This window comes from Pseudoalteromonas sp. JB197 (assembly GCF_002332205.1).
GTDB lineage: Bacteria > Pseudomonadota > Gammaproteobacteria > Enterobacterales > Alteromonadaceae > Pseudoalteromonas > Pseudoalteromonas nigrifaciens.
On sequence record NZ_NRGZ01000001.1, the window covers coordinates 2,747,853 to 2,765,620 of the forward strand.

17 protein-coding genes are annotated in these 17,768 nt (G+C 39.2%); 11 read left to right on the plus strand and 6 right to left on the minus strand.

The window, feature by feature from the left end; translation table 11 throughout:
• Positions 1-117: 117 nt before the first annotated feature.
• The 6 genes from CIK86_RS13000 to folX all read left to right on the plus strand — a co-directional run bounded on the left by CIK86_RS13000 (position 118) and on the right by folX (position 6,845).
• Positions 118-3,480 (plus strand): ATP-binding protein, encoded by a 3,363-nt coding sequence (locus CIK86_RS13000; protein WP_086997049.1) that lies wholly within the window; start codon positions 118-120, stop codon positions 3,478-3,480.
• Between the two features lie 41 nt (positions 3,481-3,521).
• On the plus strand, positions 3,522-4,151 hold the full coding sequence (locus tag CIK86_RS13005; protein WP_086997052.1) for a YceH family protein: 630 nt from the start codon (positions 3,522-3,524) through the stop codon (positions 4,149-4,151).
• Positions 4,152-4,224: 73 nt separating this feature from the next.
• Positions 4,225-5,061 carry an ammonia-dependent NAD(+) synthetase gene (nadE, locus tag CIK86_RS13010; protein WP_086997055.1) on the plus strand — a complete coding sequence of 279 codons (837 nt, stop codon included), beginning with the start codon at positions 4,225-4,227 and terminating at the stop codon, positions 5,059-5,061.
• 123 nt (positions 5,062-5,184) lie between these two features.
• A complete protein-coding gene (folM, locus tag CIK86_RS13015) occupies positions 5,185-5,904 on the plus strand; it encodes a dihydromonapterin reductase (RefSeq protein WP_086997058.1) in 720 nt (239 codons plus the stop codon).
• Positions 5,905-5,930: 26 nt separating this feature from the next.
• Positions 5,931-6,485 (plus strand): GTP cyclohydrolase I FolE, encoded by a 555-nt coding sequence (gene folE, locus CIK86_RS13020; RefSeq protein ID WP_058372272.1) that lies wholly within the window; start codon positions 5,931-5,933, stop codon positions 6,483-6,485.
• A 3-nt stretch (positions 6,486-6,488) separates the two neighbouring features.
• Positions 6,489-6,845, plus strand: a complete 357-nt coding sequence (gene folX / locus CIK86_RS13025) for a dihydroneopterin triphosphate 2'-epimerase (RefSeq protein WP_011326799.1) — start codon at positions 6,489-6,491, stop codon at positions 6,843-6,845.
• 38 nt (positions 6,846-6,883) lie between these two features.
• Here folX and CIK86_RS13030 read toward each other — a convergent pair whose 3' ends face one another.
• From CIK86_RS13030 to CIK86_RS13045, 4 genes are all read right to left on the minus strand, one after another.
• Positions 6,884-7,318 carry a YqaA family protein gene (locus CIK86_RS13030; RefSeq protein WP_086997061.1) on the minus strand — a complete coding sequence of 145 codons (435 nt, stop codon included), beginning with the start codon at positions 7,316-7,318 and terminating at the stop codon, positions 6,884-6,886.
• A gap of 83 nt (positions 7,319-7,401) precedes the next feature.
• Complete coding sequence (locus CIK86_RS13035) at positions 7,402-7,767, minus strand: DUF4870 domain-containing protein (protein WP_086997064.1); 366 nt, start codon at positions 7,765-7,767, stop codon at positions 7,402-7,404.
• Positions 7,768-7,922: 155 nt separating this feature from the next.
• On the minus strand, positions 7,923-10,097 hold the full coding sequence (locus CIK86_RS13040) for a S9 family peptidase (protein ID WP_086997067.1): 2,175 nt from the start codon (positions 10,095-10,097) through the stop codon (positions 7,923-7,925).
• A 78-nt stretch (positions 10,098-10,175) separates the two neighbouring features.
• Complete coding sequence (locus tag CIK86_RS13045; protein ID WP_086997070.1) at positions 10,176-13,640, minus strand: S8 family serine peptidase; 3,465 nt, start codon at positions 13,638-13,640, stop codon at positions 10,176-10,178.
• A gap of 224 nt (positions 13,641-13,864) precedes the next feature.
• Here CIK86_RS13045 and CIK86_RS13050 point away from each other — a divergent pair, with 224 nt between their 5' ends.
• Both CIK86_RS13050 and CIK86_RS13055 read left to right on the plus strand, forming a co-directional pair.
• Positions 13,865-14,335, plus strand: a complete 471-nt coding sequence (locus CIK86_RS13050; protein ID WP_011326794.1) for a DUF2721 domain-containing protein — start codon at positions 13,865-13,867, stop codon at positions 14,333-14,335.
• 94 nt (positions 14,336-14,429) lie between these two features.
• Positions 14,430-14,882: a cytochrome c gene (locus tag CIK86_RS13055; protein WP_011326793.1), complete on the plus strand. Its 453-nt coding sequence runs from the start codon at positions 14,430-14,432 to the stop codon at positions 14,880-14,882.
• 64 nt (positions 14,883-14,946) lie between these two features.
• Here CIK86_RS13055 and CIK86_RS13060 read toward each other — a convergent pair whose 3' ends face one another.
• On the minus strand, positions 14,947-15,606 hold the full coding sequence (locus tag CIK86_RS13060) for a cytochrome b/b6 domain-containing protein (RefSeq protein WP_086997074.1): 660 nt from the start codon (positions 15,604-15,606) through the stop codon (positions 14,947-14,949).
• A 130-nt stretch (positions 15,607-15,736) separates the two neighbouring features.
• On the opposite strand from CIK86_RS13060, the gene CIK86_RS13065 reads away from it, so the two are divergent.
• The 3 genes from CIK86_RS13065 (at position 15,737) to CIK86_RS13075 (ending at position 17,319) form a co-directional block, all read left to right on the plus strand.
• Entirely contained in the window at positions 15,737-16,441 is a 705-nt protein-coding gene (locus CIK86_RS13065; protein ID WP_041454307.1) for an AzlC family ABC transporter permease, read from the plus strand.
• The gene (locus CIK86_RS13070; protein ID WP_058372265.1) at positions 16,438-16,737 is read left to right on the plus strand and encodes an AzlD domain-containing protein; all 300 of its coding nucleotides are present in this window, start codon (positions 16,438-16,440) and stop codon (positions 16,735-16,737) included. Before CIK86_RS13065 ends, CIK86_RS13070 begins: the two co-directional genes overlap by 4 nt.
• Before the next feature lie 90 nt (positions 16,738-16,827).
• Positions 16,828-17,319 carry a glutathione peroxidase gene (locus CIK86_RS13075; protein WP_011326789.1) on the plus strand — a complete coding sequence of 164 codons (492 nt, stop codon included), beginning with the start codon at positions 16,828-16,830 and terminating at the stop codon, positions 17,317-17,319.
• Positions 17,320-17,445: 126 nt separating this feature from the next.
• On the opposite strand, the gene CIK86_RS13080 is transcribed toward CIK86_RS13075, so the two are convergent.
• On the minus strand, positions 17,446-17,631 hold the full coding sequence (locus tag CIK86_RS13080; RefSeq protein WP_007579801.1) for a hypothetical protein: 186 nt from the start codon (positions 17,629-17,631) through the stop codon (positions 17,446-17,448).
• Positions 17,632-17,768: the final 137 nt, after the last annotated feature.

The following is a 17,768-nucleotide window of genomic DNA, read 5'->3' on the forward strand; positions in this document are numbered from 1 at the left end:
TTTAGTTAAACTATTAATTATAAAAATAAAATGGCGCATAATCTGATGCGCCATTTTTATTTGTACAATAAATTAGCTATAGTGGATACTGTCTAATATAAAAGCAAAATGTAGCTAATGTCGCCAATGAATAATAGTAAAAATAATAAAGTTCATAATTTTAAGCTGACCTTCTGGCTATCACTTACTCTTATTGTATTAGTAAGTGTTGTACTTGATCGGATTAACTATAACCGAGCAAAAGATGCACACCGATTACAAATACTCTCTGAAGTAAGCACTTACCGAGCACAACTTGAAGCTATTTTAGTGTCTAATATTCAGCTAATTCGTGGTTTAGGTGTTGCTGTTGCCGCAGAACCAAATTTACAGCAAGCACGCTTTACGCAAATTGCTGCCCCCTTATTTGAGACCTCAAACGAGCTACGAAATATTGGCGGTGCGCCCGACATGATAATTAAAATGATTTACCCGCTTGCCGGTAATGAACAAGCCTTAGGCCTTAATTTTTTAGATAATGAAACTCAACGTATCGATGCAATTAGAGCCAGAGACACAAATAAAATTGTAATGGCTGGCCCGCTAACTTTAATACAAGGGGGTTCTGCATTGGTTGCTCGCGTTCCTGTTTATAAAACAGATAAATCCTTTTGGGGGCTGCTTTCTGTGGTATTAGATCTTGAAAAAATATATCAAAACGCTGGTATTTACGAGCTTCAAGAGCAGTACAATGTTGCTATTCAAGGACGCCATGGCTTAGGTAAAAAAGGCGATTTTTTTTATGGCGATAAAAGTATAAAGCAACAAGACCCACTAGAGTTTACGCTTAACTTTCAAGGCGGAAGCTGGGAGCTTTATGTTGTACCTAAAAAGGGCTGGGCCCCGCCTAGCGCGACTATTTGGCCACTACGCTTAGCAAGCATAATTATATGCGGACTGATTATTTGGTCATTTTTGTTCTTTTTAAAAATGCTTAATCGGCAACAGCAAAATGAGAAAATGCTGGAAGTTATGAGTGATCTGGCACTCGTAGGCGCTTGGTCGTTTAATTTAGAAAATAAACAAGCGTATTGGTCTGATATGACCAAAAAAATATTTAAATACGCCCCTGACGAACAACCTCAATGGCCAAAAGATCTTGGCTACTTTAAGCCCGGAAAAAGCCGAGAAAAAGCAGCTAAATTAATTGAACGAGCAATTAAATTTGGTGAGAGCTACGAAGCTGAACTTGAAGTTATTGATGCTAAAGGCAATATTATTTGGGTATTGGTGCACGGTGAAGCTGAGCATAAAAATGAACGCTGTATAAGAATATTTGGCTCATTACAAAATATTGATACCCGTAAAAAAATAGAATTAGAAAATAATAAAATATCGCTATTTAACGAAGCCTTAGCGTCTTTAACAGTTAACGATCAAATTTTAAACGGGCAATTAAGCCAATCTAAAGATGTGATTACTCAAGCAATTTGTCAGGCGCTCAACATCGATCAAGCCAGCATTTGGCTATTTAGCGACAATAAAACCCAGCTCAAGCCTATTGCCTTTCATAATATAAACACCACAACAAATAACAACAATGAACCATGGTTACAAAAAGATATTCCTGATTTTTTTGAAGCCATAGAGCGCAAAGCCATATTTAGTGCAGCAGATGCACAGCAATGCCCTATTTTAATGCCAATTAAAGAGCACTACCTAAAGCCACTAAAAATAAATGCCATGTTGTGTGCAGTTATTCCTGCCGGAAGTGGGATCATAGGTATGGTTTGCGCCGAGCAATGCAATACAACCCGCGCTTGGGCGCACAACGAAGAAAGCTTTTTAATTGCTGTAGCAGCACTTGTTGGCAGCCTTTACTCTAGCCAACAACGCATAGAAACAGAGCAACAACTAGTAACCGCCAAAGAAACCGCAGAGCAAGCTGTAGCTGCAAAAAGTGAGTTTTTAGCGAGCATGAGTCATGAAATTCGCACCCCAATGAATGGGGTGTTGGGGATGCTTAATATTGTTAAAAACACCCAATTAGATCAACAACAAATGCACCACATAGAGCTTGCTCAGTCGTCGGCGCAATCATTACTGAATATTATTAACGATATTTTAGATTTTTCTAAAATAGAGGCTGGTAAATTAGATATTGAAAAGATTCAATTTAATTTACCACGTTTGTTAGGTGAGGTTGTTGAATCATTTGCGCTTAAAGCGGAGCAAAATAATACCATCTTAATTTTAGATGCAACCCTCATCACCGTCAGCGAAATAGTTAGCGACCCTAATCGGTTACGACAAATATTAAGTAACTTAATTAGTAACGCGGTTAAGTTTACATTTGACGGAAAAATAGTAGTCACCGCAAAAATTGATGAAACAACCGATGGTACATCTTTAGTTTGTTCCATTATTGATACCGGTATTGGCATAAAACCAGAAAAACACTCCACATTATTTGACTCATTTACCCAAGCAGACACCTCTACAACACGCCAATATGGCGGCACAGGCTTAGGGCTCGCTATTGTAAAACAGTTATGTGAGCTGATGGGAGGTGAAGTAAGCGTAACCAGTATGCTAAACGAAGGCAGTACTTTTTCGTTTTTAATAAAAATAAAACCTAAATTAAGTAAGCAGCAAGACCTACCTAGCCATTTAATTAAAAACAAACATATTTTAATTATTGATAGTTGCTTATTAAACTCAACCATAGCTAAAAAGCAGCTGATAATATGGCAAGCAAATGCCAATACCTTAACCGACTACACTGCTGTAAGTGCGTATTTTAAAGATCAGGCAACTACAACCCTCGATGCTATTTTAATCGACTATTATTTTTTTGAACAAGCGCCGCAATCGCAAATTACTGAGGTTAAAAATTACCTAGCTAAGCACAGTTGTAAGCTAATAATAATGGCACCTATGAGCTATTCCAAAGATGACTCTACGCTAAGTTTAAAAGTAGACTCAATGATTTTTAAGCCATTAACGCCCTCAGACTTATTTGACTCTCTTGCTAATGATAAATACATAGAACAACAGCAACAACAGGCACAACTACAAAATAAACTCACTGAAACGCCATTAGTTAATACAAATGAGCCACAAGTTTTATTAGTAGAAGACAATAAAATTAACCAAGTTGTTGCTGGGGCTTTATTAAAACAAGCCGGTATTTCATTTGATATTGCTGAGAATGGACGTGAGGCGATAAAGCAACTAAATGAGCAACCCGCTAATACTTACCAGTTAATTTTAATGGACTGCCAAATGCCTGAAATGGACGGCTACCAAGCAACTAAAGCGATTAGAAATGGTGACGCGGGTAAGCATTATCAAAACATAGCCATTGTTGCTTTAACTGCCAATGCAATGCAGGGAGATAAAGAAAAGTGCTTAGCAGCAGGTATGAATGATTACTTAAGTAAGCCACTCGATTTTAGTGCACTGCACCCCAAACTTCAGCAATGGCTTGGCACTCAATAAAAGTGTAAGCTAATCATATAGTTTATTAGTTGAGATAAGTTATGCAATTATCAGCAAATCAACAGCGTATTATTGGCTGTTTACTAGAAAAGCAAAGTACAACTCCCGAACACTACCCTTTGTCGTTAAATGCGCTAACTAATGCGTGTAATCAAAAATCAAATCGTGCACCGGTTTTAAACTTAACCGACAGCGAAGTGCAAATTGCACTCGATGAATTAATAAATGCCCGACTGGTTACCATTGATGAAGGGCTTTCTGGACGAGTAAATAAATACGACCACCGTTTTTGTAACACCGAGTTTAGTAGCTTAAAATTTAGTACGCAGCAGCGCGCAATTATTTGCTTGTTACTGTTACGTGGTGCGCAAACTCCCGGAGAATTAAAAACGCGATGCGCACGATTAGCAAATTTTAATAGTGTAGATGACGTTGAGCTTGCACTTAATAAACTAATTGAAAATGACATAGTAACCAAACTTGCACGCGAGCCTGGTAAACGTGACTGTCGTTATATGCATTTGCTTGGCGATCAGCCAATAAGTGAAATAACACACCCTGCAGAGCAAACGACTGATGAGTTAAAAAATGAAGAACTCAATGAGTTACTCGCCGAAGTAGACGAGTTAAAAGCCGAGTTACAAAAAATTAAAGCTCACTTAGGGCTTTAATTTGTTAGCCCTAAATCACATAATACAAGCGCTCTGCTGAGCGAAATAATTATTTAACCCTAAGGAGTTGGCCATGCGCGCCGAGATTATGGCTGCAATGAAAGTGCAGCCAGTTATTGATGTAAATGCTGAAATTAGCCGTCGTGTTAACTTTATTAAAGCCCGCTTAATAGCAGCCCATGCAACGTCTTTGGTATTAGGTATTAGTGGCGGAGTCGACTCTTCAGTGTGCGGTCGTTTATGCCAACTTGCTGTTGATGAGCTTAACCAAGAGCAAAGCATTACTGATTATAAATTTGTTGCTGTACGCTTACCTTACGGTGTGCAAGCCGACGAAAATGAAGCGCAACTAGCGGTTGATTTTATTCAACCTAGCAGCCGCATGACCGTCAATATTAAGCCCGCAACTGATGCGCTACACGAACAAACAATGGCGGCTATTGTTGGTAACGGTAAATCACTTCCTGAGCAAGAAAAAATTGATTTTATTAAGGGTAATGTTAAAGCCCGTCAACGCATGATTGCACAATACGAAATTGCTGCATTTTGCCAAGGTTTAGTGGTCGGAACCGATCACAGTGCCGAGAATATTACCGGCTTTTATACTAAGTTTGGTGATGGCGCTTGTGACTTAGCACCGCTTTTTGGCTTATCAAAACGCCAAGTGCGCGCTTTAGGGAGTACATTAGGTGCTTCGTCTGTATTAGTTAATAAAGCACCTACCGCAGATTTAGAAAGTGATCGCCCAGGACTTACCGACGAAGAAGCGTTAGGTTTAAGTTATGAGCAAATTGATGACTTTTTAGAAGGTAAACCGGTTACGCAACAGGTTGAGCAAACACTTAGCGCTATTTATCAGCGTACGCAACATAAGCGTCAACCAGTGCCAACTATATACGATGAGCTTTAATACAGTAATTATCGTACGATACCTAAGTAGTTTGACTGATCGACCGCTTAAAGTATTACGTAAGATTTTAATTAAATTGGTATTAATGCTGATCCCCTGCCAAAAGAGAGTTTTGTAGTATATATGACACCACCGATTTTAATTACAGGTGCTGGGCAACGCATTGGCCTTGCTTTAGCTAAACATTTTATTGCACAAGGGCAGCCGATAATTATTACTTATCGTACTCGTCACGCTGCGGTTGATTTACTGGAGCAGCAGGGTGCTGTATGCATTTATGCAGACTTTAGTACTGATGATGGTATTAGCACTTTTATTAAAGTACTTAAAGAGCATACCAGCTCACTACGCGCTATTTTGCATAATGCTTCAAGTTGGGACTGCGAAGCTAATAACGCCAACTTTGCGCAACTGTTTGACAATATGATGCGAATTCATGCAAAAACACCTTATTTAATTAATTTACTGTGTGCAGAGTTATTACTAAATTATCAAACAGAGATGAATACTCCCGCAGATATTATTCATCTTACCGATTACGTAGTAGAAACAGGTAGCCCAAAACATGTCGCTTATGCCGCAAGTAAAGCAGCGCTTGATAACTTAACCAAGTCGTTCAGTGCCAAGTACGCACCTAATATTAAAGTAAATTCGGTTGCACCATCGTTAATTATTTTTAATGAGCATGATGATGAACAATATCGTGCTAAAACGCTGAAAAAGTCATTAATGGGTATCGAGCCAGGATGCCAAGAAATAATCAATAGTATTGATTTACTATTACATAGCCACTACATCACAGGCCGCGCTATACCTGTAGATGGTGGTCGGCATTTAAAGTAAACCAAACTAAATTAACTGAGAAATTTATGCATAACGAACTAAAACAAAGCTATGAAAATATTATTACCGCTGTAGGGGAAGATCCTAACAGAGAAGGCTTACTCGACACGCCAAAACGTGCTGCTAAAGCAATGGAATACTTAACTCAAGGGTATCGTCAAACATTAGAAGAAATTACTAATAACGCCGTATTTACCTCTGATGCAGACGACATGGTATTAGTACAAGACATAGAGCTTTATTCTATGTGTGAGCATCACTTGTTACCTTTTACTGGCCGTTGTCATATTGCTTATATTCCCAATGGTAAAGTATTGGGACTGTCTAAGTTTGCCCGTATTGTTGACATGTTTGCCCGTCGTTTTCAAATTCAAGAGCAACTAACTCATCAAATTGCTAAAGCCGTTGAAGAAGTAACGGGTGCAACCGGGGTTGGCGTAATTGTTGAAGCCAAACATATGTGTATGATGATGCGCGGCGTAGAAAAGCAAAACTCAAGTATGCGTACCTCTGTAATGCTGGGTAACTTTAGAGCCGATCCAAAAACACGTAATGAGTTTTTGCAGCTAATAAAAGGCTAACTTATGGCTAATGCAATTATTAACGTAACCAATTTACGACTGCGTACTTTTATTGGCTTTAACCAAGAAGAGCGCGAGAAAAAGCAGGATGTAGTGATTAACTTAGAAATTCATTACCCTGCACACGACGCCTGTAAAACCGATGAAGTAGATCAAGCACTAAACTACAAAGTAATTACCAAAGAAGTAATCACTTTAGTAGAACAAGGCGACTTTTTATTACTCGAAAAACTGGTTGCTGAAATTCTTGCTGTTTGTCATTCACACCCAAGTGTTCATTATGCTAAGGCTCGCGTAGATAAACCGCATGCATTACGCTTTGCCGATTCTGTGTCTTTGACGTTAGATTGGGCGAAATAATACGTGTGGAGCAATTGATTTAGAATAAATAGGAAAGCTTAAATAAGTTTTTCGACACCTAAGGTAAGGGCGATAACGGCTAAGTAGCGTGCCCCCTTACCTAGTGTTACCAACAATAAAAACGTACTAAAACGCACTTTAAATATTCCCCCTATTACGGTAAGCGGATCGCCAACTATAGGTAGCCAGGCAAATAATAAACTATACACACCGTATTTATTAAACTGCTTTTGTGCTTTTTCAAGCCCCTGATCTGACACTGGAAACCAGCTTTTATCTTTAAAGCGCAGTACTTGAGTACCCAACCAGTAATTAACGCAGCTCCCTAATACATTGCCCAAAGTGGCAGCTAGCCATAACAACAATAAATTTACTTTACCTTGGGTCATCATAGCTACCATTACCACCTCTGACGAGCTGGGCAATAAAGTAGCCGATATAAAAGCGCTAAAAAACAGCGTGAGATAAAGCATAGTATCCTTAACAATAGGGAGTAAATAAAAAATAAACCCAGCAAAAGCTGGGTTTAAAATGCGCTATTAACAAACCGACATTGCTATTTTATCAAATTTAAACTCAACGGGTAGTCAAACTCTTTACCATCATTGGCTTTAACCGCGGCAATAACCACCATTACAAACGAAAATATAGCGACTATTGGCAGTAAAATTACACCAATAACAACAAACATTAAAAGAAAACACACAAAGTAAGCAATCATCATAGTGATTTGAAAGTTGAGTGCTTTTTTGCCATGAACATCAACAATCGGCATGTCATCTTTTTTTATTAACCACACAATTAACGGCCCAATTACAGAGCCTAATGGCACAATAAATCCAGACAAGGCACTTAAATGACAAAGCATTGCCCATGTGCGGTCATCTTTTTTGACGGGTTCCAGCTGTTGCTCATCATGCATAACGCGATCCTTATATTTACTATTTTTGCGTGAGTGTAAGTGTGTATCTCATAACTATAACTCAGTTTATAAACTTATTTAGCTAACTTAGTAATAAATTAAGGCATCACTTTTAAATGATGCCTTTAGCTTATTACTCAATGGTTGTACTTTGCTTACTCTTTAATACCCATTAAATCGAGCATAAATGTATAGTTTAGCGCGGTATCTTCTAAGCGCTTAAAGCGCCCTGATGCACCGCCATGCCCTGCTTCCATATCAATTTTAAACAGTAACTTATTGTCATCTGTTTTATAGTCACGCAGCTTAGCAACCCACTTTGCTGGCTCAAAATACTGTACTTGCGAGTCGTGCAGACCCGTAGTTACTAGCATATTAGGGTACGCTTGCTTAGACACTTGATCGTACGGCGAGTAAGATAGCATGTACTCATAGTATTCTTTTTCATTTGGGTTTCCCCACTCACCATATTCGTTAGTTGTTAGTGGAATACTTTCATCAAGCATAGTTGTAACCACATCCACAAAAGGTACTGCAGCAACCATACCTTTGTAAAGTTCAGGAGCTTGGTTTGCTACTGCGCCCATCAATAAGCCACCAGCGCTACCGCCTTGGGCAAATATTTTGTCTTTAGCGCCATAACCTTGTGCTACCAATGATTTAGTCACATCTATAAAGTCATTAAACGTATTCTTTTTAGTAAGTAACTTACCATCGTCATACCAGGGACGACCTAACATTTGCGAGCCACGAACATGTGCAATTGCAAACACAAAACCACGATCAAGCAAACTTAAACGCGCGCTTGAAAAAGTTGGATCCATAGTGGCACCATACGAGCCATAACCATATTGTAGCAATGGATTCGTCGCATCTTTTTTAAATTTATCTTTACGATAAACTAAGCTTACGGGTACTTTTACACCATCGCGGGCGTCAATAAATATTCGTTCAGATGCGTAATTATCAACATTAAAATTGCCTAGCACGGCTTGTTGTTTTAAAAGCGTTTTATCCGTCGTTTTTAGGTTTATATCGTAAGATGAACCCGGCGTGGTCATACTCGTGTAGTAAACACGTAACTTATCGCTGTTTATATCGTTATTACCATAAGCACTAATAGTGTAGGCACTGTCGTTAAAAGATAATAACTGCTCTTGATTAGTGCTTAAATTGCGTATTATTTGTCGCGATTGCCCCATTTCACGCTGTTGGTAAACCAAATAGTCATTAAATAACTCTATCCCCTCTAGCTTTATATCATCACGTGCTGGGATCAGCGTTTGCCAGTTTGCTTGATCATGGGCTTTATTAATAGCGACTTTCATTAGCTGAAAATTAACCGCATTTAAATTAGTGACAATATAATAACTCTCACCTAATTTAGAAATACTATACTCAAGATTCGCTTGGCGTTTAATTAAGCGTTGAGGCATTGCTTTAACGTTATTTGCGCTAAGCACCGACATACCTGATGCAGTGCTACTACTGTGCCAAATATAAATTTCAGTACCGTCTTTGCTTTTACTTAACCCTGTGTAATAGCTTGAGTCTGTTTCTTCGTAAACTAGTTCGTCATTGGCCTGCGGCGTACCTAAAGTATGGCGATAAACCTGGTAGCCTAACAAAGTCTGTAAGTCTTTTTTAATGTAATACAGTGTTTTGTTATCGTTTGCCCAAACAAGGTTACCACTTGTGCCTTCAAGCGTATCTTCGAGTAGCCTCCCGGTGCTTAAATCTTTAATTTTAACGGTATAAATACGTCTACTGAGAGTATCTTCACCGTAAGCCATTAAGTTACCGTTTGGACTCACATCTAAACCACTTACAGCATAATAGTCATGAGCCTTAGCAAGTTCATTTACATCTAAAATAACCTGTTGGTTAGTTCCTGAAAAGTCACTGCTACGTACATAAGTAGTGTACTCGTTATTGCCACGAGTTTGCGACGAGTAATAATAATCACCTTTTTTTATCGGTACTGAATCGTCATCTTTTTGAATACGCCCTTTAAGCTCGGCAAAAAGTTTAGCTTGCTGCGCTTGAGTATGAGCGAGCATGGTATTTGTATAGCTATTTTCAGCCTCAAGGTAACTAATAACATCGGCTGCTTTGCGTTCATCGTCACGCAGCCAATAGTAATTATCAATGCGGGTATCGCCATGAATAGTCATGGCGTGCGGTACTTTTTTAGCTATAGGTGCAACAACTTGAGGTAACTGCTCTGCTGTAGTACTTATAACGTTTGTTTGGACTGCTTCGGGCGCCTGATTGCAGCCACTTAAAATAGCTAAAGATGATATAGCTAGAACACAAGGGATATGTCTCATAAGATAAAGCCTTTATTTTAGTGAAGCTAAATAAAAAGGGAGCCGAAGCTCCCTCTAAGTAACAATTAAGTTATAAGCTTACTTTTGCTTACGACGACGCATAAATGCAAGCGGCGCAGTAAGTAATAACCAAGCCAATGAGCCCGAAGATTTTTTCTCTGGCTCTGGTGTTACAACAACCGGTGGTGGTACTACTTTAGTAATACTAACCGTAACCATTGCAGGCTCTGATACATTACCACGTGTATCAATTGCCACTACTTGTATCTGGGCTGAAGAATCACCTGTCAGTAAAGCGGTGTTAGTAACAACAACTTGACCATCGGCATCAACACCCAAACCTTGGTGAGTATTTGACTGAACGAAGTACTCTGAAATAGCTAAATCAAATTCAGACTCTGTAACTGTTAAAGCACCTACTACGGTACCGTTTGCTGCATCTTCAGAAACAGTAAACTCACCACCAACAAGCGCTGGCGCTGAAACATCTGGAACCTCTAAATCAGCAGCTGTCATTACTTTAACAACATCTAAGCCTGAAGCCTGTGTTAGCGCAAATGGACCACTTGCTGTAACAACTGCTTTCTCACCTGGTTTAAGTGTTGTAACTGCTTCACCTGTTTCGAGCGAGGTAAACGCTACTTGAGGTTGCATACCAAATACGGTTGAACCTGTAACACTATCAGTTTCTGTAAATACACCACTTTGATATGCAGCATAACCCACAGATGCTTTAAAGTTCATCTGCTCGCCTAGTAATGCCCCATCTATATTAAGTAGTTCAGAACAACCCGAGAAGGTAATGGTGTCCTCTCCCGCTGAATGATATAGCGGAGTTAGCCACATGAGTGAATCATTACCTGCGCCATCTGTCTCACCTATTACTGTAAGGCTACGTCCAGGGAACGCTGTATCACGGCCGCGGTCATTATAGTTTTGCATGACGTGGTCATACACACCGTCATTATCGGTATCAACTTCCAACCTATAACCCGCTTGGAAGGTATGCGTTAGTGGGTCACGTAGTTGAATCGATGAAGTAACAAATATGCCTGAATCACATCCGTCTAAAGCAAACGCTGAGAAAGTAGTTGCTAGAATATTAAATTCAGCTTCTGCAAATGTTTTCTCAACACCCACAGCAACAATACTTTCTGCTTGTGGCATAATTTCAGTTAGGCCACTATTTGTAACAACAAGAGCCATTTCACTATCGACGATTTGCGATGAAACGCTTAGCTCAGTAGCTGCTTTAGGCATTGCATGGTAAACAAGGTGTAAATCATGGTCAGTATCTGTGCTGGCATCATCAAACACCAAAGCACCATCAAACTCTATTGAAGTTAATGCTGCACTTCTTGCTGCAATATCTTCTGGGCTAAATGGGTTATTTAGATTCCACTCTGGTAACTTAGCTGGATCAACGGTTAATACTACGTCGAAATTAATAGTTTGGCCTGCAGGAACAGTAATAGATGCTGGGAAATCCCAACTAATAGCCGCAGTATCTATATCGCTCTGGTAACGCGCTTCTGTACGTAAGTTATAAGTTTTAGCGTCAGCTGAGAAGTTTTTAACTGTTACCGTTTTAGTTAACGATGCAGTTTCTGTCATGCTTTCTAAGCCAAAAGAAAGCGCTGCTTGCTTGGTATTAAACTTAGCATTATTTACCCATGCAGCAACCGGTAAATTAACCGCTTTAGCTACATCAACTAAACCTGCGCCAATCATACTAATAGGTGCTAACTCTGAAGCCGGGTTAATTGCTAACGGCTCATTTGTTACATTTAAATTAGCCGCATTCATTATTGTGGCTTTAATTTCGAAGGCATTACGATCTGGATGCGCTTCACGAATCATCGCAACAGCACCAGCAGTAATTGGACCTGAAAAAGATGTACCTGAAACTGGGTTAGTACCAGTTTGAGTACCAGCAGCTGCAACATCAATACTAGTGCCTGGTGCGGTAATTTCTGGTTTTAATAAACCATCCATTGAAGGACCACGAGATGAGAACGTAGCAACAGCGCCAGATGTAGTTTTAATGTCAATGCTAATATCAAACGTTGCCGGACCACCTGCTGCTAACTGTGCTTTTAAAGCCGCACCTGCAGCAAAATTAATGCCTACGTTTTTAATTGTTACAGCAGCATCAAAACCACCCATAGGAGCTGGTGTACCATCATCAGTATCGTTTGCAATCATCACAAACTCTGCACCATTTATTTGTGCGTTTAATACTTTGTCGGTAAATGCACAAGCACCACGGTCTATTAATACAGCTTTACCGGTAAAATCAACATCGGCCCCAAATGCAACACAGCCATCTTGATTGGTATCTGGATAAACTAACTCAATATCTGCGCCTGTTATTGTATAAGCTTCTTGTGGACCAAAGCTTGATGGCTGAATATCACCTTCAACACCAGCAATAGTGCCTGTAGCAACACCTATTTCAGTTGTAGGGTGCGTCATTGCACCTACAGACAAGGCATTAGGTGTGGTACTTGGGCCGCCTATACGGAATGGGTTATCACCATCGTTACCCGCAGAAATGACCATATTAACGCCTAATTCAACAGCACGCTGAATTAAGTATTGTGTACCGCCGCCAGTATATGTGTCGCCAAACTCGCCACCAAGCGACATATTCATTACATCTACACGGTCAGAAATATCACCATCGCCATTAGGATCCATTGCGGCTTCTAGTGCTGCAGCCTGTGCGGCACTTGGACAACCGCCACCACATACAGAGTAAACATAAAGTTCAACGTCTGGCGCAATACCATTTACTGAGTTTGAAGATGAAGTACCGTGGTTTGTTGGATCTCCTGTTACTGGAGAGTTAGCAGGATCGTTCTCTATCGGATCAGCGTCTTCATTAATAAAGTCGTAACCACCTTTAACAACACCTTGAGGCCAAGCCACTGTAGTAGGATCTGCTTGCGCTGCTAAATATGCTTCAACTGTACCTGCTCCACCAAATGCTTGGTGAGTGTAATCAATACCCGTATCTAATACCGCAACACGTTGACCTTTACCGCTTGCAATACCGTCTACAATAAGTGGTTTTGCGTTAATATAGTCAGAGCTTGCTGCAACATGCAGTTCGCTATCGAACATAGGTAATACTTTTGCTACTCGTGAATCTTTAGCAATTTTAGCAAGTGCTTCAGCCGAAGCTTGAACGATTAACGTAGGTGCTAATATTTTGGTTTTACCAATTATTTTCGCATCAAAATCTAAGCTATTTAACTCAAGAGTCATAGTGTCTTGAAGTTGCTCTATATTAGCTGTAACTTCACGATTATTTGATTGCTGGTAAGTACCTGCAACATAGGCGTCTACTGATGTTGTAGCGCGTAATACAATCATATGTGCCGATGGTTCTTTTTTATCTGCAACTTGTTCTTTTACTGCTTCAGCTTTTTGATAAGTAATATTAGCCGTAGGTAAGTTACTTGCACTTGCAAGTGTTGCAATAAATGCGCTTGAGACAGCTGTGGCAATTGCTGTTTTCTTTATTATATTTTTAGACATCATTTCCCCTAGGATAGGTTATGTATTATTGTATTTACTATATTCAACCATGGGCTTAAATATAAAACTTAAACCCATACGTGAGCAACACCTTAGTTACATTTAAGTTACAAGCAACACATTAAAACAGAGAAAACACTAGCAACAAACTGATTGCAAAGGAAAAAGAAAGAAATTAAGTTTGTGAATGATTGTAAACAACCAACACTTATTTTGAGATGTAAATGGATAACGAAGTAATTAATATTTTAAGCATGGCCAAAGTGATTCAAACCGCGGTTGCTCCCGTCTTTTTAATTACAGGTATTGCTGCCACTTTAGGGGTTTTATCAAACCGTTTAGCGCGTATAACAGATAGAGCTCGTTTGCTTGAACGTAGACTAAAAGTAAGCACTGATGATGACTTTAATCTGTCGCTAACCACCGAGCTAAGAGCGCTGCTAAAGCGCTCTCGTTGTATACACCTTGCATTTAGCTTGAGTGTGTTAAGTGCATTGTTGGTTTGTGCGGTTGTTATGTTATTATTTTTATCGCATATTCAATCAGTTAACTTAGGCGTAACGATAGGTAGCTGTTTTGTAGCTGCTATGGCTTTGCTTATATTTGCTTTTATGTCGCTACTTTGCGAAGTGTTTTTAGCCACTCGCAGTATGCGCCGTGGCATGATATTCGCCGACGTCGATATTAACGATTAAGCCTCAAGCAAACCAAACTATCGCTTTCACTTGAATAAAAGTGGCAGCTAAGATACAAAGATAGAATTAGAAACTTTTACTAGGGATAAGTTTAATGAAATTGAAGCAAGTATTTATCGGGGCATTATTATCAACATGCGCACTTAGCGTATCAGCAAATTCTGCATTTAAAGAGCCAAGCGACGCTATTGAATATCGTCAAGCTGCATTTTCTATGCTCTCAGTACAAATTAGTGACATGGGCGCTATGCTTAAAGGCAAAATTCCTTTTGATGCAGATAAATTTAAAGCACGTGCAAATAACGCAGCTGCACTGGCAAAAATGCCATGGGAAGCGTTTTACGAAGGTACTGATAAGGGTGATACTGCTGCACTTGCCGCTGTTTGGGCTGAAAACGACACTTTTATGAAAAAAGCAACTGCATTTCAGCAATACGCAGATGAACTTGCTGTAGCTGCACAGTCTGGCGATAAAGCTGTTATTGGTAAAGCGTTTGGCGCATGGGCCAAAGGCTGTAAAGATTGCCACACGCAATTTAAAGACTAAGTTTTTAAATAATAAAGGCGCCTATTTAATTCATAATCGGATTTAAATAGGCGCCTTTTTATTTTTAACCCAAGTTAAGTAAATAACTAAGTGGCTCACTGCCCCAAGTTGTCATAAGCACTACAAGCAATATTAAAAATACGACCCAAGCTAACCAAGGTGCTTTTGTAAGTATTGCTGGCTTTTCATTTGGCTGTTGTTTCGTTCCGGTGATCATCGCTTTCACTAAAGGCTTGCCTTTAATCTTATAAATTACAATTGCTAAAACATGCAAACCTATCGCATAAAGTAAAATATCAAAGTTTAAACTATGTAACCAATTAGCAAAATCAACTGTACTGCTCGACACGTACTGCGCTAAAGGCCCATCAGTTAAAATACCATCACTACTCATTAAGCCACTAACAAGCTGAGTAATAATAAGTATAAAAAACAACAACACCATATAACTCCCTGGCGCAGAATGCCCAAGCGGAGTTTTATTAGTTTTAAGTGAGGTTATTACCGCTTGCGGGGAGTGTATTAACGCGCTTAACTTAGCTGTTTTACTGCCTATAATCCCCCATATTAATCGCGTTAAAATAAGTGCTAAGGTAAAAAAGCCAGCAATAAAGTGCAGTTCAATCATACCTTCTTCAATACTAAAATAGAGCACAGCAATACTAAACACTAATAACCAGTGAAAGCTTCTGACAAAGCCATCCCATACTTTTACTTTAAACATTAGTTATCTCGCTAATTAAGTTATTGTTTCATTATTTCAAACTTTGTTTAGATTTGCATTAAACCTATTATTTAAAGCATGCTTTATGGCACACTTAAGCAATTAATTTTACTGGCTAATATTTCTGCAAATGAACAGACCATCGCGTGCAATTTTAAAAGGTTTTGTTGACATGTTACCGCTTTGTTTGGCGGTGATCCCTTGGGGAATACTCTGTGGCTCACTGGCTATTCAAAATGGTTTTACTGCCCTTGAAACTCAAGCGATGTCTTTATTAGTGTTTGCGGGCTCTGCGCAGCTTGTCGCTATTGAGTTAATTGCGGGAAATACGCCACTACTCACCATTTTGTTTACTACCTTTATAATTAGCTCTCGGCATTTTTTATATGGCTTAGCGGTACGTCATAAAGTAATTGATCAACCTTTGCGCTGGCGTCTACCTGTAAGCTTTGTATTGACCGATGAGTTGTTTGCATTTTCGCACCACCCTAAAGCCTATCGTACAAAAATACGTTTAATTTACGCACTTAGCGCCGGTTTTAGCTTTTATATTGCATGGAATTTATGGACATTTATAGGCATTGTTGCTGGTACTATGCTCCCCGATTTAACCCATTTGGGCCTCGACTTTGCTATAGCCGCTACATTTATAGCTTTAGTTATTCCGGGTGTTAAAAGCCTCGCCTCACTCGTTACAGTTATAGTCGCAGGCATTAGCGCTACATTGTTTAAAAGTACCGGATTTGAGTTATGGCTGGTGAGCTCTGCATTACTGGCCATGAGCGCAGGATACTTTACAGCAAGAATAACTGCCAAAAAGGAGCGCAACTTATGATGACCACTATTTTACTAATGGCCTGTATTACCTTTTTTACCCGTTACTTATTTTTGCACCGCGCTTTACCCTTTAAAGTTGGGCCTAAAATGCAACAATTTTTAAGCTTTAGTGCACCAGCGGTACTTACGGCTATTTGGGTACCTATTGTATTTTTAAACGATGATGGCATTAATTTACATTGGCAAAACCCTTATTTAAGTGCGGCTATAGTCGCTATTATTGTGGCTTATAAAACCCATAATATTTATTACACTACGATTGCGGGTATGGGGTTGTTTTTAATTTTAAATTAAAAACAACCTTAATATATACAACAACCATATTAAGCAATGTACTTAAAAGAGTAGATTGAGCATCAAAAAATATAAGGTAAAGCATAAATAATGCATAAGTTTCATCAGTTAAGCGCCACCAGTTTACAAGGTAACACCATTAATTTTAGCGAGTTTGCTGGTAAAGTCGTGCTTATTGTAAACACGGCAAGCAAGTGCGGCTTTACCTACCAGTACGAGTCACTACAGGCTTTGCATAATAAATATGCTAGCCAAGGCTTAGTAATTTTAGGATTTCCGTGTAATCAGTTTAATCAGCAAGAACCGGGAGATGCACAGCAGATAGAGCAAGGATGTTTAATAAACTACGGGGTTAATTTTTTAATGGCCGCTAAAGTAGAGGTAAACGGAGAGCATGCTCATCCGGTATTTCGTTATTTGAAATCGACACAACCAGGCTTTTTAACTCGCAAAATAAAGTGGAACTTTACTAAGTTTTTAATCGCAGCAGACGGCTCACCAATTAAACGCTATGCCCCCTTTACCAAGCCAGAAAAGCTAGAGCTCACCATTCAAAAAGCACTGCAACAAAGCAATAAGTAACGCCGCTTAAAAGTAATAAAGAGGCACACAGCCTCTTTATTGCCAATCTAATCAAAATTTAAACATACATAAAAGCGTACATTTAAAGTCTAATTCACATTGGTACTTTAGTTATACTAGCGCAATTTAATCGGTGTAATCGCTTAAATCGTCTTCGCCTAGGTTTTTACGCAAGCGCTTTTGCTCAAGGTAGTCTTCCAACTTTTTCTTAACCTTTTGCTTGTTCTTATCGTGCTGATTACGCCCGAGCATTTCGTACTCGTCTTCAACAAAATCGTCATCTAGCGCATCGTAACTAAATGTCTTACCCACAACCCACTCCATAAAGTGTTTGAGACCAACCAAGGATTTTATAATCGCAATAATTGGTAAAATTAAAATGTTCGACACATAAAGTGCAATGCAGTTTAGCGCCAAAATAAAGCCATGTAGCTATCTTAAATAGCCTT

Coding starts and splice junctions, on each gene's coding strand:
- CIK86_RS13065 (WP_041454307.1), top strand. CDS start 15,737: ATGAACAGACCATCGCGTGCAATTTTAAAAGGTTTTGTTGACATGTTA.
- folE (WP_058372272.1), top strand. CDS start 5,931: ATGCATAACGAACTAAAACAAAGCTATGAAAATATTATTACCGCTGTA.
- CIK86_RS13060 (WP_086997074.1), bottom strand. CDS start 15,606: ATGTTTAAAGTAAAAGTATGGGATGGCTTTGTCAGAAGCTTTCACTGG.
- CIK86_RS13075 (WP_011326789.1), top strand. CDS start 16,828: ATGCATAAGTTTCATCAGTTAAGCGCCACCAGTTTACAAGGTAACACC.
- folM (WP_086997058.1), top strand. CDS start 5,185: ATGACACCACCGATTTTAATTACAGGTGCTGGGCAACGCATTGGCCTT.
- CIK86_RS13000 (WP_086997049.1), top strand. CDS start 118: ATGTCGCCAATGAATAATAGTAAAAATAATAAAGTTCATAATTTTAAG.
- CIK86_RS13045 (WP_086997070.1), bottom strand. CDS start 13,640: ATGTCTAAAAATATAATAAAGAAAACAGCAATTGCCACAGCTGTCTCA.
- CIK86_RS13035 (WP_086997064.1), bottom strand. CDS start 7,767: ATGCATGATGAGCAACAGCTGGAACCCGTCAAAAAAGATGACCGCACA.
- CIK86_RS13005 (WP_086997052.1), top strand. CDS start 3,522: ATGCAATTATCAGCAAATCAACAGCGTATTATTGGCTGTTTACTAGAA.
- CIK86_RS13055 (WP_011326793.1), top strand. CDS start 14,430: ATGAAATTGAAGCAAGTATTTATCGGGGCATTATTATCAACATGCGCA.
- CIK86_RS13030 (WP_086997061.1), bottom strand. CDS start 7,318: ATGCTTTATCTCACGCTGTTTTTTAGCGCTTTTATATCGGCTACTTTA.
- CIK86_RS13050 (WP_011326794.1), top strand. CDS start 13,865: ATGGATAACGAAGTAATTAATATTTTAAGCATGGCCAAAGTGATTCAA.
- nadE (WP_086997055.1), top strand. CDS start 4,225: ATGCGCGCCGAGATTATGGCTGCAATGAAAGTGCAGCCAGTTATTGAT.
- folX (WP_011326799.1), top strand. CDS start 6,489: ATGGCTAATGCAATTATTAACGTAACCAATTTACGACTGCGTACTTTT.
- CIK86_RS13070 (WP_058372265.1), top strand. CDS start 16,438: ATGATGACCACTATTTTACTAATGGCCTGTATTACCTTTTTTACCCGT.
- CIK86_RS13040 (WP_086997067.1), bottom strand. CDS start 10,097: ATGAGACATATCCCTTGTGTTCTAGCTATATCATCTTTAGCTATTTTA.